At 57.0% G+C, this 14471-nt stretch carries 12 protein-coding genes; 8 read left to right on the plus strand and 4 right to left on the minus strand.

From position 1 onward, the window contains the following. Both ACF8AM_RS17240 and ACF8AM_RS17245 read right to left on the minus strand, forming a co-directional pair. On the minus strand, positions 1–1325 hold a 1325-nt coding region (locus tag ACF8AM_RS17240; RefSeq protein WP_392556831.1), incomplete at its 3' end, for an ATPase, T2SS/T4P/T4SS family. Next, entirely contained in the window at positions 1326–2528 is a 1203-nt protein-coding gene (locus ACF8AM_RS17245) for a type IV pilus twitching motility protein PilT (RefSeq protein ID WP_392556832.1), read from the minus strand. A gap of 296 nt (positions 2529–2824) precedes the next feature. Between ACF8AM_RS17245 and ACF8AM_RS17250 the strand changes: the two genes are divergently transcribed. Continuing rightward, positions 2825–4096 (plus strand): thymidine phosphorylase, encoded by a 1272-nt coding sequence (locus tag ACF8AM_RS17250; RefSeq protein ID WP_392556833.1) that lies wholly within the window; start codon positions 2825–2827, stop codon positions 4094–4096. 15 nt (positions 4097–4111) lie between these two features. Here the strand turns inward: ACF8AM_RS17250 and ACF8AM_RS17255 are convergent, their stop codons facing one another. Further along, entirely contained in the window at positions 4112–4276 is a 165-nt protein-coding gene (locus ACF8AM_RS17255; protein ID WP_392556834.1) for a hypothetical protein, read from the minus strand. Between the two features lie 176 nt (positions 4277–4452). On the opposite strand from ACF8AM_RS17255, the gene ACF8AM_RS17260 reads away from it, so the two are divergent. The 4 genes from ACF8AM_RS17260 to ACF8AM_RS17275 all read left to right on the plus strand — a co-directional run bounded on the left by ACF8AM_RS17260 (position 4453) and on the right by ACF8AM_RS17275 (position 10012). Then, positions 4453–5994 carry a sulfatase gene (locus tag ACF8AM_RS17260; protein WP_392556835.1) on the plus strand — a complete coding sequence of 514 codons (1542 nt, stop codon included), beginning with the start codon at positions 4453–4455 and terminating at the stop codon, positions 5992–5994. 115 nt (positions 5995–6109) lie between these two features. Further along, a complete protein-coding gene (locus ACF8AM_RS17265) occupies positions 6110–6655 on the plus strand; it encodes a cysteine hydrolase family protein (RefSeq protein WP_392556836.1) in 546 nt (181 codons plus the stop codon). A gap of 212 nt (positions 6656–6867) precedes the next feature. Continuing rightward, entirely contained in the window at positions 6868–8451 is a 1584-nt protein-coding gene (locus tag ACF8AM_RS17270; RefSeq protein WP_392556837.1) for a DUF1559 domain-containing protein, read from the plus strand. Positions 8452–8572: 121 nt separating this feature from the next. Next, positions 8573–10012 (plus strand): DUF1559 domain-containing protein, encoded by a 1440-nt coding sequence (locus ACF8AM_RS17275; RefSeq protein WP_392556838.1) that lies wholly within the window; start codon positions 8573–8575, stop codon positions 10010–10012. A gap of 26 nt (positions 10013–10038) precedes the next feature. Here the strand turns inward: ACF8AM_RS17275 and ACF8AM_RS17280 are convergent, their stop codons facing one another. After that, positions 10039–11031, minus strand: a complete 993-nt coding sequence (locus tag ACF8AM_RS17280; protein ID WP_392556839.1) for a DnaJ C-terminal domain-containing protein — start codon at positions 11029–11031, stop codon at positions 10039–10041. A gap of 109 nt (positions 11032–11140) precedes the next feature. Here ACF8AM_RS17280 and ACF8AM_RS17285 point away from each other — a divergent pair, with 109 nt between their 5' ends. The 3 genes from ACF8AM_RS17285 to ACF8AM_RS17295 form a co-directional block, all read left to right on the plus strand. After that, the gene (locus ACF8AM_RS17285) at positions 11141–12787 is read left to right on the plus strand and encodes a hypothetical protein (RefSeq protein ID WP_392556840.1); all 1647 of its coding nucleotides are present in this window, start codon (positions 11141–11143) and stop codon (positions 12785–12787) included. Positions 12788–12910: 123 nt separating this feature from the next. Further along, on the plus strand, positions 12911–13846 hold the full coding sequence (locus ACF8AM_RS17290) for an alpha/beta fold hydrolase (RefSeq protein WP_392556841.1): 936 nt from the start codon (positions 12911–12913) through the stop codon (positions 13844–13846). Beyond that, positions 13836–14471, plus strand: a 636-nt coding sequence (locus tag ACF8AM_RS17295) for a triphosphoribosyl-dephospho-CoA synthase (protein WP_392556842.1), incomplete at its 3' end; no start/stop codon positions are given. The genes ACF8AM_RS17290 and ACF8AM_RS17295, both read left to right, overlap by 11 nt.

A 14471-nucleotide genomic window follows, 5' to 3' on the forward strand; every position in this document is an offset into this window, starting at 1 on the left:
GCTCGTTTGAGTTCGTCGAGGCTGGTCAGTCCGCGGGCGACGGTGAGGACGGCTTCCGATTGGACGGGGCGGAAACCTTCGGATTTGGCAATCGCGGTCAATTGCCCGGCGTCTTGGGTCTTGCCCAAGGCGGCTTTGAGCTGCGGTCCGGGAGTCAGCAGTTCGTACAATCCGATCCGGCCGTGGTAGCCTCGTGAGTTGCAGACGGGGCACGGGGTGATCGGTGCGGGTCGCCCGTTCTCGTCGACTTGTTGTTCGATCGGCGGTGGAATGAACGGCTTGTAAAGCAAAGGCACACGTCCGGCAGGGATGCCGAGTTGGGCGAGCAATTTGGCTGGGGGTTCAAAGCCAACTTTGCAGTTGTCGCACAAACGCCGCACGAGTCGTTGATGAATCACGCAGCCGATGTTTTCGGCAATCAAGCTGCGGCATTCTGGGTAACGACCGACGAATGTCAGCAAGGCTGGGATCGCACCGTCAGCGGGTAGTCGGTGGATGACTTGTCGGTCGGCCGTGGTGACTTGTTCGAGTGCGACCTTCAGTGATTCGGGCTGCGGCGGGTTGGGAAACATCAACACGTCGGGTTCACGCAGAACCATTCGGTTGACCATATCCAGTTCGGTTTTCCCGGTGTCTCCACCGAACAAGTTGGGCGAGATGTTGATGATTTCGGGTTCGGGTGACTCCGCGGGTTCGAACGATTGGAAGTCGCGGATCAATCGATCGGCAGCGCTGATGGCAACGTTCCAGAAGGTCGAGACGCCTTCGCTCTTTTTGGCCGAGATCAGGACGATGTTTCCCGAGCCGTTCAGTTTCTCTTTGAACTGCTCGATCATTTTGTCCCGCATGCCAAGGTCGGCCAGTTTTTTAAATGGCATCTCCTCGGCTTCGAGTCGGCAGATCACGCGTTCGCCGGTTGGCACACCTTGCGATTGGACGCTGAGTTGGTATTTGTCTTTGACCAGTTTAACCTGCATGCCGCCTTTTTGGCTGCCGCGACGATCGGCAGGATTCATCAAGCACAATTGTTTCAGGGCGTACAGCATCGCATCGCCGCTTTCGCGATCCAGCGGCGGGAGTTGTTCCCACGCCCCATCGATTTGATAGCGAATCGCACAAGCGGACTTGGAAAAGTCCATCAGGATGTGCGTGGCTCGCGAGGTGATCGCGTGCGCAATTTGGCCGCCGGCGATGGCATAGCCGGCGCCTTGGCGGGTGCTGATCAGCAACGCTTGCAGTTCGTTGTTGTCTTTGATCCGAGGAACGAATTCCACGGGAGCGACGGTTTGCCAGAGCTGGACTTCTTCGTTGGATTGTTTGGCCACTTACAGGATTCCTGGTGCTTTCACGTCGATGCCCTTGAGCGCCATCTTCAGCGCGTCCTTGTTCGGTGCGACTGCAAAGGCGGTCGGCCGATCAATCAATTCGTCGTCGATCAGTTGTTTCAAACTCATGGTGAAGTCTTGCATGCCGTCTTCGGCACCGATGCGAATTGCGTCGGGTAGTTTGTTGTCGTGGCCTTCGAGGACCAGTTTGCGAATCATCGGCGAGAAAGTCATCACTTCGCAGGTTGGCACTCGCGAAACGCCGGGCTTGATGCTCTTGAGCAGCTTTTGGGCGACAATGCCTTTCATGTTAAAGGCGATGGCGCTGCGGATAGCGTTGTGCATTTCTTCGGGGAACAAGTCCAGGATCCGGCCGATGCAGGTCGAGGCACTCGCGGCGTGGATCGTTCCGAAAACCAAGTGACCTGTTTCGGCCGCGTGAATCGCCGTCATGAACGTTTCTTCGTCCCGAAGCTCACCGACCAGAATGATGTCGGGGTCTTCCCGCACGGCGTGTTTCATTCCGACGGAGAAGTCCACGACGTCCTGACCAATTTCGCGTTGGTTGATCAGCGATTTATCTTCCGTGAAGATGAATTCGATCGGGTCTTCGAGGGTCAGAATGTGTTTTCGATAGATGCTGTTGATGTAGTTCAGCATCGAACCGATCGTGGTACTTTTTCCCGAACCGGTGACTCCGGCGAGCAGAACCATGCCCTGTTCGTAGTGGCAGAGGTTTTCAATCGAATCGGGCAGGAAGAGGCCGCGAAAATCGGGGATGAAGTTGCTGATCCGGCGGGCGACCAAACCGATGTTGCCCAGCGATTTCAACATGTTGATCCGGAATCGCCAGCGGACGCCGTCGACTTCGCATTGGTATGAAAAGTCAGCCCCGCCTTCTTCTTCGAAGATGATCAGGTTGCGATCGTCCATCATCGGGAGCAACAGCCGCACCATTTCTTCGGCTTCGATGGGGCCCCGGTTGAGCGGTTTGAGTTCACCGCCGACGCGAACCATGGGTGGCTGGCCGACTTTCAGGTGGAGGTCGGAACCTTCCAGTTTGACCAGCGCCCGGAAGATTTTGTCGACTTCCAGTTCTTTCTTTTCCTGAAGCAAACTGCTTTTCAGGCGTGCTGCGACCGCATCAGGAGACATGTCGCGAGGAGGGCCTGCGGGAACGGTTTTCGCTGCGCCGTGTGCCATACGTTTTGATCTCACGTGACCGGGAAAAGTCCGCCCGAGTGGCGAAATCTCCCGTGAATCGGAGGAAGGAGGAAAAGAATCTTCAGGTTGAACCCGGCCTTAGCTTAGTCGATCGAGCCCAATTGTCGAAAGACAAGCCAGATGTTTGTAGGATGTCAGCCGGTGGTTTTCTACCGGGCCTCTGTGGGTGCCCCCAGCGGTCCGTGTTTGCCCCGTTCGATTGGCGTTTTGCTCGGCCTGCCTTTTCCTCTTGTTGCTCGTCTTTCCTTCGTTCGTCTTTTCAAGGCACGTGCCCGATGTTGACCGCCAATTTGATCCGGACAAAGCGGGACGGAGGGGTGTTGAGCGCCGATCAATGGCGGTTCCTGATCGAGGGCTACTGTGACGGCCTGGTCACCGATTACCAGATGTCAGCCCTGGCAATGGCCATTTACTTTCGGGGGCTGAATCGATCGGAAACGGCCGAGCTGACTCGGTGCATGGTCGACAGTGGTGAACGTTTGCCTCGCGTCAACGATCGGCCGCGAGTGGACAAGCACAGCACCGGCGGGTTGGGCGACAAGATCTCGCTGATTCTGGCTCCGCTGCTGGCGTGTTGCGATGTGGACGTGCCGATGATCAGCGGTCGAGGTCTCGGGCGAACCGGTGGGACGCTCGACAAATTGGAAGCCATCGAAGGTTACGAGACTCAGTTGACGATCGATCAATCCAGTCGAGTCCTGAAGGAAGTGGGGTGCTTCATCGTGGGAGCGACCGAGTCCATCGCACCGGCGGACCGACGGTTGTACGGCCTGCGCGACGTGACGGGCACGGTCGAATCGGTGGGACTGATCACGGCCAGCATCCTCAGCAAAAAGTTAGCGGCCAGTTTGGATGCGTTGGTGATGGACGTGAAGGTCGGCTCGGCCGGGTTCATGCCGACGATCGAGCAGGCGTCGGAGTTGGCTGGTTCCCTGCAAGCGGTCGGTAGCGAAGCTGGGTTGCCAACGATTCCGATTTTGTCCGACATGGATCAACCGCTCGGACGAGCGATCGGGAACGCGATTGAGGTCAACGAATCGCTCGACGTGCTCCGGGGTGGCGGTCCGCTGGAGGTGCGAGCGTTGACGTTGCGATTGTCAGCGGAATTGTTGGTGGCAACGAAACAGGCCGAGGATTTACGATCCGCGGAAAAATCGCTCGCCAGCCAATTGGATTCGGGTGCCGCAATGCAACGTTTTGAGCGAATGGTTCAGGAGCAAGGAGGCAAACTTTCCGAGCATCTGCCTCTGGGCAAGCGAAGCGAACATGTGGCAAAGCAATCCGGATGGGTTGAATCGATCGACTGTCCCGCCATCGGTGACGCGATCATCTCGATGGGAGGAGGCCGGCGTAAAACGACCGACCCGGTGGATCCGTCCGTCGGAATCGATTTGCAGGTTCGCATTGGTGACCGCGTCGAAGCGGGCCAACCGTTGTGGACGGTGTATGAAGGCGCAAAGCCTTGCCCGCCCATCACGCCGGTTCAGTTGTCGGGATCGAAGGTGCCCGCTCGGCCATTGATTCTTCCACCGTGCCGCAATGATTGAATGCGGTAGTGATTGTCAGTTGCCGTATCGGGCGGCTTGTTCGCAGTTGCCTGAATTCTCATAGAACTGCTGGTAGCCTCGCCGTACGCGAGGTGATCGAGGTTGCAAGGCGGCGGCCAAATCCAACCAAGGTTTCGCATCGTCCCATTTGAAACGCAAGTAGGTTTCTGCCAACTGCATGTAGAACTCAGGATCGGGCGGACGGTTGCCGGATACGAACCGGACGCGATCGCGTTTCGCATGGCGAACGTCTGGTTCGCGGGGAAACCGCTGCGAACTCGAATCGGCTAAAGTGGGTCTCTCCTTCGTTCCCCTTGAGAAACGCCATGTCACCCCACTTTGTCGGCCTTGGACCCATGCTAGTTGCTGCGAGTCGTCGCGGTGGTCTTGCATTTCGCTCGCGAATTCGGATGGGGCTGGTGATGGCGGTGATCGGTTGTTTGTTGTTGGTGGCCGCGTCGTCGGTTGCCAGCGGTGCCCAACCGATGAACGTGTTGATCATTCAAACCGACGAGCACAACTTCCGGACGTTGGGGTGCTACCGCGAAACGTTGCCGATGGGGGAAGCGGAGATTTGGGGCAAAGGTGCTGTGGTCGAGACTCCCCACATCGATTCCATTGCGGCCCGCGGAGCCATCTGCACTTCGTACTACGCGACGTCGCCGGTTTGCACGCCGTCGCGCGCTGCGTTCTTCACCGGTCGTTACCCGCAGAACACAGGTGCCTATCAAAATGACCGGCCGCTTCGCGGTGACATGGTGACGTTTGCAGAAGTTCTTCGTCGCGAGGGTTACGCAACGGGCTATGCCGGCAAGTGGCATTTGGATGGACCTGGGAAACCGCAGTGGGGACCCGATCGCCAGTTCGGTTTTTCAGACAATCGATTCATGTTCAACCGAGGGCACTGGAAGAAGTTTGACTTCCAAGACGGACAACCGATCGTGGCAGCGAAGAACAAGAAAGGGCAACCGAACTACGATCTCGCGGACGCGGATGAGAAAACCTTCAGCACGGATTGGTTGTGCGATCGAGCGGCTGACTTCATTCGCGAAAATTCAGAGCGGCCCTTTTGTTACCACCTGTCGATTCCGGATCCACACGGCCCCAACACGGTTCGGGAACCGTACGACACGATGTACGAAGACATGGCCGTTCGACCGCCGTTGACGTTTCAACTGGATGAAGAACAACCGGGGTGGTTGCCGCCGACCAACCGCAATGCCAAGCAGCAGTTCAACGCTCGCTTGATGACGCAGTACTTCGGGATGGTTCGCTGCATCGATGACAACGTTGGGAAGTTGCTGGCTCTATTGGAAGAGCTCGAGTTGACCGAACGAACGGTGGTGGTTTTCACGTCTGACCACGGTGACCTCTGTTACGAACATGGCCGATTGAACAAAGGCAATCCGTATGAGGGGAGTGCCAAAATTCCCATGATCATTGCCGCGCCGAACGTCGTTCCGGCCGGATTGCAAATCGATCATGCGATGGGCACTGTTGATTTCGCACCCACTTTGCTTTCATTGTTAGAAAAGGAAACGCCGGAGGGAACGCAGGGACGCAATCTGTCCGAATGGTTTCGAAAGCAGGAGCCGGCGGATGCGGAAGTCGAAGGAAACAGTGTCGCGTTTTTGCGAGCTGCTTCGAGCAAGCCCGCTTGGGTCGCTGCGGTCACCGATCGTTACAAGCTGATCGTATCGGCGGGTGATCGGCCTTGGTTGTTTGATTTGAAAGAGGACCCGCACGAAACCAAGAACCACCTTGGTAAACCGGAAAATCAAGCGATCGCCGCGAGACTGGCGCAGTCCATGTTGCGATACGGCGACCTCATGAAAGACCCTCAACTGACCGAGGGCAAACTGAGGGACGATTTGCTGAATTTGCAAGTTCGTCCCTGACAACAGATTCTTCGGCGTGCTCCATCCGAAAATTTGCATTCAGGCGACCGAAGCGCCATGATCACCCGTTGGGGTGTTTTGCTCTCCCCTTTTTTACTTTCGTAAAGGCGAACGAATGAAGCGAGCTTTGTTGGTAATTGATGTCCAGCGTGAGTACTTCGACGGTGCATTTCCCATTCGGCATCCCGTCGGTCACTTGGAATCGATTCTGGAAGTCATGGATCAAGCCCGTGACGCAAAGGTTCCGACGGCGGTGATCCGGCATCACCAACCTGATCCGGAATCGCCCGTGTTTTGCAAGAACAGTGAGATGTGGCAGTTGCATCCCGAGGTGGAATCGCGACATCGGGACGCGTTGATTGACAAGTCTTTGCCGGGGTCGTTTACCAACACGGATCTGGAGGATTTTCTGAAATCCAACGACGTCGACACCGTCAGTATCGCCGGTTACATGACACAGGTTTGTTGTGACACGACGGCCCGCCAAGCCTTTCACAGGGGTTATCAGGTCGAGTTTCTGAGCGATGCGACGGGAACGTTGGATGTTTCCAACAAAGCCGGTGCGGTGACAGCGGAACAACTGCATGAATCGATCTTGGTCGCGCAGCAGATGTTCATCAGCGATGTGATCGATCGGAAAGAGTGGTCGTCGCGTTTGTGAGCAGATTCACGTGAGCCATTTGGGCGTTCGCCACGGTTCCATCTCGAACGTCGTACTGGATTTTTCAAGGTTGGGGCGAAGTCATGAGAACAAAACACTCTGCGAAAATAGTGGACGTGACCTCGATCGGCGTCGCGTCGATGGTGGGGTTGGTTTTGCTGGCCGGCGTCGTCCCTCGGATGCGACAGAGTGCGCGGCGGTCAACGTGCGAGATGAATCTCAAGCAGGTGGGGTTGGCTTTTCACAATTACCATTCCGCCTATCGCATGCTGCCGATGGGGTGCGGTGGGACTTCGTCAGGAAGTGCGGAACAGCCACTGCTGGGCAATGCGAATCGTTTGAGTCCGTTGGTGGGTTTGACGCCATTCATGGAACAGCAGGCGTTGTGGGAAAAGATTGCCAACCCATTGCGAGCCAATGGGGAGGTGTACCCTGCGATGGGTCCGGTTCCTTGGTTTGATCCAGAGAAGTACACGCCTTGGGGTCAGCGACCCGAAGTGTTGGTTTGCCCGGCCGATCCAACCGCAAAGGATTTTCCGACGGTCGCCAGTTACACGATCAACTATGGCGACGCGGTCATGAATGTCGGGGCATCGCCGCTAGAAGACATGCCGCCCTATGGCCGAACGCCGGGCGCTTTGCGAGGCATGTTCGGTTATCAAATGACCTTTCGTTTTCGCGATGCGCTGGATGGATTGTCCAACACGTTGTTGATGAGCGAAGCTCGGATTGGCGGTGTGCGTGTCGCCAAGAATGTCACCGGTTTGATTGGGCGACCGGCGGTTTGCATTGATGTCCATGAGGACGATTCAACCAAGTTCTGGCCAGAGGGACGAGGTGCGTCGTGGGTCGATGGATCGCTGTTGTCGATGGGGGTGCAAACGATCTTGCCGCCGAACTCTCCATCGGCGACCTCGGAAAAAGGTGAGCTCGAGGGTGTGATGTCGGCGTCCAGTCTGCACGGCGAAGGGGCTCACGTGTTGATGGCCGATGGAGCCGTTCGATTCGCGAGCAGTTCGATTGATGCGGGAGATCAAGGGTCGCCCTCGGTTGCACAAGGTCACTTGGACAACGGAAAAACGCTTCGCCCGGGCAGTCCGAGCCCGTTTGGAATTTGGGGAGCGATGGGGACGCGAGCGGCGCAGGATCAAGTTGATCGAGCGGTGTTGTCTGATCCCGTGCGGACACGCTCGCCGGAAGAGCTGGCCGAATTAGCAACCCTCGAATTGGAAACCTGGCATGCGGCCAAGGGGACCGGGAAAATCCAAGCCCGCCAGATCGATCTGACGGACAAGGGAGTCTTGGTTCTGATGTCGGAACAAGGTGAGGTTCGGCGGTTGGGATTGTCAAAGTTCAGCAGCCAGGATGCTTACCGAGCCGTGGTGACCCACCGTCAACGCATGCAGGAAAAAGCAAAGCTGATGGTCGGGCATTTGTCGACACAGCTCGACCTGTTGGAAGACAAACAGTTCGAAACCTTTGTCCGCGAGTGGACGGTCTTTCCAACGAGGGAAAGCCAGAACGATCCTGCGACCATCCAGCAGTTCGCAGCGTTTGTGAAGCAAGGTCGTGGTGGGCTGATCACTCATTACGACAGGATGCTGGAGTTGCTCGATACTTTGGACCCGTCGGTCCTGGGACAGATGCAAGCCGCATTGGCGCGAGGGAACGGACCGGTTCGTGGTTTTGCCATCGAGTTTGTGAATGGTCGTTGGAAGTTGAACATGGAAACGCAGGCGAATCAGCGTCGTGCCGGTCAGCCGCGTCCGTTCTTTCGGCAACTGAATCCTCGTTGATGATCCGTGTTGCTGCCCGTTCATTGTGGTTCGTGAGCGGATCCGAAACAGCGATGCCAGTTGTTGAGCCTCCTCTGATCCGCATCACGGATGCAGTCGTCTTATCCTTTGGAGTTCTCCGATGAAGTCAAAGCTTTCGTTCTTCGATTTGGTCATCGTCGGTGTGATGGCATCGGTTGGTTTCAGCATGCTGTTGCCGGCGGTTTTGCGTCAGCGTGCTGCTGCTCGAAATGTCTTGTGCGCGAGCAATCTGAAGGCATTGGGGTTGGCGATGCACAACTACCATGCGGCTTACAACCAATTGCCGCCAGGGTTGGGCGGGACGGTTGGCGGGGAAGACGACACGTCCAATCAAGGTCGACTCGGTCCAATCGTTCCTTTGACACCGTTTTTGGAAGAGCAGCCATTGTGGGAAAAAATCGCGAATCCGTACGTGTCCCCCAAAACCGGAAAACGGTTCCCGGCGATGGGACCAGCACCTTGGTTTGATCCAGCGGAATACGATCCGTGGGCGGCCACGTTTTCGACTTTGCGTTGTCCCGACGACATGGAAGACAAACCGGATGCGTCGAAACAAGAACCGATTGTGGTGATGGCTTTGGCGATGCCCGATCTTCCGCCGGGGGCAATCGATCTTGCAACCTTGTGCAACTACGTGGTGTGTTATGGCGATGGAACGTACATGATGGGTGAGAACATCGACGTGAAAGATGTTGAAGCGGTGAATCGCGTGCGGGCTGGGATGCGCGGCGTGTTCTGTGGAAACCAGCGAATGCGATTCCGAGACATCTTGGACGGTTTGTCCAACACGCTCGCGATGTCTGAAACGATTTCACCGGGCGAGAATGACGCGAAGGAGTCTCACATCGCGCAGGGCATCCAGGGTTTGAGTCTGAATCCTTCGTTGTGTTTGAAGGCCCACGACGGTGACCATGCGGATTGGTGGGGCGTTCGCCGGGGATCTCGGTGGGCCGATGGGACGCTTGCGATCAGCGGGTTCCAAACCGTATTGCCACCCAATTCACCAACGTGTTTGTCGGATTTGGGAATGGACGATCCGATAGCATCTGCATCGAGTCGTCATGCCGATGGAGTGTATGCTTTGATGACCGACGGACGGGTGGTCTTCATCCGCGATAGCATTGACTGCGGTGACAGTTCAAAACCGGGAGTTTCCGTTGGCGAAGGTTACGCTCGTCCGGGATCGCAAAGTCCGTATGGGATTTGGGGGGCGCTTGGAACACGAGCTTCCAAGGAAGTGCTGCCGAACCCAAATCCAGATTTAGCCCCGGTGGAATCGGGCACCGTTCGGAATCGAAACGGCCAAATTCAAAGGGGCGGGAACGAAGACAAATGGACGACGTGGACCGATCGCGATGGCAAGCATCGTTTGAAGGCAAGGGTCAACCGAATCATCGACCGCGAAACGGTGGAACTGGAAGACACCAAAGGCATTCTGCACCGAGTGCCGTTGAACACGCTGTCCGACCAACACATCGTCATGGCGGTGATGATGTATGAGATGGATTTGGAATCGGAAGCGGCGTCCAAGTCGGAGTGATTGGACGCCGCAGCGTTGAGATCGGATCAGAACTTTAGCGATTCACGTGGCTGCATTGGATTGGCAGCGTCGAATTGCTCGATCAGTTTCTTCGATTCGTCGTCGATCGATTCCGGCAGTTGAATATGCAGCTCGACCATCAAGTCTCCGTCCGTGCCTTTTGGGTTGCGAACGCCCTGCCCTTTCAGCCGCAATCGTTTGCCACTGGAACTGCCAGCGGGGATCGAGAGTGCGATCGTTCCTGCGGGCGTTGGCACGTCGACCTTGGCACCCAAGGCGGCCTCCGCCAGTGTGATCGGCAACTTGAGTTCCAGGTTGTTGCCGTTGCGTTTGTAGAACGGATGGTTGTCGACTTGAATGATCAGAATCAGGTCGCCAGCGCCTCCAGGACCGGGGTGTCCCTGTTCTCGCAAACGGATCTTGCTGCCTGAGTTGACTCCGGGAGGGATGGTTACCGACAGCTTTTCTTGCTTGCCACCTCGCGCCAGGTAAAACTCGACTGTGTCGCCCAGCACCGCGGTGCGAAACGTGACGGACAACTCATGTCGAATATTTTGGCCTTTTTGTGGGGGCGCCGATCGCTGGCCGCCTCCGAACGGTGACCCTTGGCCGCCGCGAGCACCACCGCCGAGGATTTGTTCGAAGAAGTCATTGAATCCGTTTTCGAATCCGGCTCCCCCTCGTCCTCCTCCGCCACCACGACCGGCGGCGCCGAAGATCTGTTCCAGATCCAATCCGTCGAAGGATGGGTCGGCTCCGCCGCCACCACCCGCACCGGGATTCCATCCACCGCGAATTTTTTCGAAGTCGGAACCATAGCGGTCGTAGGCCGCACGCTTTTGTTCGTCGCTGAGAACTTCGTAAGCCTCCTGAACACGCTTGAATTTTTCTTGCGCGTCGGGGTTATCGGGATTCATGTCCGGATGGTATTTCCGGGCCAATTTGCGATAGGCTTTGGTCAGTTCGCCTTTCTCGGCGTCGCGAGAAACTCCCAGCGTTTGATACAGATCTTCAGCCACAGTGTGTCAATGATTTGGAAGGCAATTTTGTCATTTTGACAGGAACAGTCGTTTGAGGATTCACCATAGCAAACACCGAACCACAGACCGATGGGGGAAGGTTTGGAAGTTGGTTTGCCCCATTTTGACACTGTTTTTGTGCGGTTTGGTCACGGATGCCCCCATTTGGGCCGATGGCGATTTGACGCTGAGGGTAGTGGAGGAATCCACGGGTGAACCGACGATCGCGAGGATGGAGCTGACGCGTCGATTGCCCGTCACGGTCCGGCGGACGTCTCGGCCAAAGACCATTTCGGTGGCTCCGCGACGATCGCTGTCGTCAGGACCAGGGTTTGTCGTGGATGAATTCGCGGAACTGTCACTGCAAGACGGTGCGTACGAGTTCAAGTTGACGCGAGGTCCCGAGTCGCGGGTTTTGCGAGGCACGTTTGACGTTCAGCGGGGCAGCGAGGACGAGCACCAACTCGCTCTGCCGCGAATGGTTCGGATGCGCCCGGAAGGTTGGACGAGTGGCGATTGCTTGGTGCCTCGGTCTCCGATCAGTTTGCCGATGCGAATGACGGCGGAAGATCTGCATCTGGCAAACGTGATTCGAGACCCCGACGTCGCCGGACGCGGCGAGGAAAAACCGATTCCACGTCGCAACGCAGCCAAGCTTTTCGGGGAAGGCGAACCGATTCTCACGCCGGAGCGTTGGCCGACGGAACCGTTGTGGATCGATGCGAACGTCGATTGCATCGGCGGGTTGGCATTCTATCGCGATTCGTCGGACTCCGATTGGCAATCGACTTCGCCGGAAGAGTTCGCTTCGGAGGAACTGGCTTCTCTGGGTTGGTTGGCAAGTCTGCCGGCGGATTCTTCCACACGTGTTGCGGTTGAAAATCCTTTCGCGTGGTTGCTGCCGATCTGGTTGGCCAGTGAGAAAGTGGACGGCATGTTTGTGCTGGGGGATTGGTTGCAACTGAACGAATCCGTGACACGTGTGTCGGAAGGAAGGATGCTTCAACCTGCCAATCGAAACGATGCAACTCAGCTTGGACGTGACGCGGAGCAGATCCACTGGCAATTGTTGGAGGCCGGTTTTCGGCTGGCTCCGCTGGCAGGATCCGGCGACGACCCAGGCAACTCGCCCGTGGGATACAACCGATTGTATGTGGCCGGGCGTTCGCAAGTTTCCTCGTTCGATTCACGAGAAGAAGCGGTCGCGGTGGGCACAATGAAAGCTTGGTGGGACGCGGCCTGGGAAGGGTGCAGCTTTGCTACCAACGGGCCACTGATGCGAACCAACCTGGATGGGCGATTGCCCGGTCACGTGTTTGAGATCAACCCGGCGGAAGTCAGCGAAGGCCAATCGGTGGAACTGACCGCGGAAGTGATTTTGAATGTCCGTGACCCGGTCGAGTACCTGGAGGTGATCCACAATGGCCGGTTGCACTACGGAGCCAAGTTGGACGAATTCGCGAAAGCCGGTGGCCGGATTCCACCATTGAAAATCAAAGAATCGGGTTGGGCGACGATTCGAGTGGTGACGTTGCACGAGGACCACTATCGGGCGGTGATGTCGTCGCCATGGTATTTCGAAGTCGGCGGGCAACCTCGAATCACCGCGCGCAGCGTGGTTTTTTTCAAAGAATGGCTGGGGGAAACCGAACAGCGGTTGGCGAAGTTGCCACCCGACCAACTGAAGGCATTTGTGCCCTACGTTCGAGCGGCTCGCAAATTTTGGGCGGAGCGGGCCTCGCTGGCAGGTTCGTGAACGATGGTCTTTTTCACGGAGGGGTGGCCGTGCGATCGTGGTTCGATTGCGAGCGCGGGCCCCGAGCGAGATTTGAATTGCCGCCTCTCGTCAAACGGCCGCGGATCGTCGAAACTGCTCGCTATGTTGAATCTTGCTCGCGATCTGTTTCCCCACCCGTCGTCGGAGTTTTCCATCGACGGTCACACCCTGCGCTACATCGACACGGCAGCCGAAGCCAAATTCGCTGATTCCAAAGTCGAAAAACAAAGCGATCAACCGACCTTTGTTTGCGTGCACGGCAATCCGACCTGGAGTTTCTATTATCGCCGGATCATCGAGCGGTATGGAAACCAGCAGCGAGTGATCGCGGTCGACCACATCGGCTGCGGTCGCAGCGAGAAACCGTCGGCGGATGCTTTCCCCTACACGATGGCCGCGCATCGTGACAACTTGATTCGGTTGGTCGATGAGTTGGATCTGCAAAACGTGATCTTGATCGCTCACGATTGGGGCGGTGCGATCGGATTGTCAGCCATGCATGCTCGCCGCGAACGGTTGGCGGGGATCGGGCTTTTGAACACGGCCGCGTTCCCACCGCCGTACATGCCGCAGCGAATCGCGGTTTGTCGGATGCCCGTGTTGGGAACTCCGGCGGTTCGCGGATTGAATCTGTTTGCTCGCGCCGCGGTCACGATGGCGATGTCGCGAACGAAGATGAAACCGGAGGTCGCAGCAGGCTTGTTGGCTCCTTATGACAACTGGCAAAACCGAGTCGCGATCGATCGGTTTGTTCGCGACATTCCGCTCGACGATTCGCATCCCACGATGAAGACACTTCGTCAGTTGGAATCCGATTTGCCTGACCTGGCGTCGTTGCCCATCTCGCTGATCTGGGGCATGAAGGATTGGTGTTTCCGGCCGGAATGTTTGAGACGCTTCGAAGCGGTTTGGCCGAACGCCGAAGTCACAGAATTGGCGACCACGGGACATTATGTGATCGAAGATTCACCGGAAGAAACATTGCAAGCGATCGATTCATTGCTGAGCCGCGTCAAGGAACGCATCGGTGCAGAGTGATCCTTGGCAATGGATTGCAAGGACGGTTCGCGGTCCTGCGGCAACGATCCAGTACGCGTGTGTGTTGGAGGCTGCTGCACCGAAAGTCGGCAACGTTCATCCGGTCGCAAAATTTGACGATCTCTGTTTTGCTGACTTTGTCGTCGCCGCCGAAATCGCAGCCAGCGAACTGACGGGCACGTCGTTGGGTTTGGGCGATCGAATTCGTGAGGTGGTTCGACAGACGCGTGCCAAGACGAGCACCAACGTCAACTTGGGCATCGCGTTGTTGTTGGGCCCGATTGTTCTCGCCGAAGAACGAGACCAAACCGCGGAGGTCGGCTGGACGCTGCAGCGTTGGCGCGAGGCCACGTCGAATGTGCTGGCAACACTTTCGAGTGATCAGAGTCAGCGGATGGGAGAAGCGATCGCGATCGCGGTCGCCGGAGGAATGGACGGGGACTACCAACCGGAAGATCCAACATTGGATGTTCAGGCCGCGTCCGAATCGTTCGTCGTGAGGGCTGGGATGCGCGCCGCGAAAGCTTGTGACTTGATCGCGGCAGAAGCCGCCCGCGGGTTTGAGAGTTTCTTCGCCGCGGTGGTGCCAAACGGGCAAGAGTCCGTGCGCGAAACCGGCGATCTG

It is taken from the genome of Rhodopirellula sp. JB055, from assembly GCF_043100905.1.
Taxonomy (GTDB): domain Bacteria; phylum Planctomycetota; class Planctomycetia; order Pirellulales; family Pirellulaceae; genus Rhodopirellula.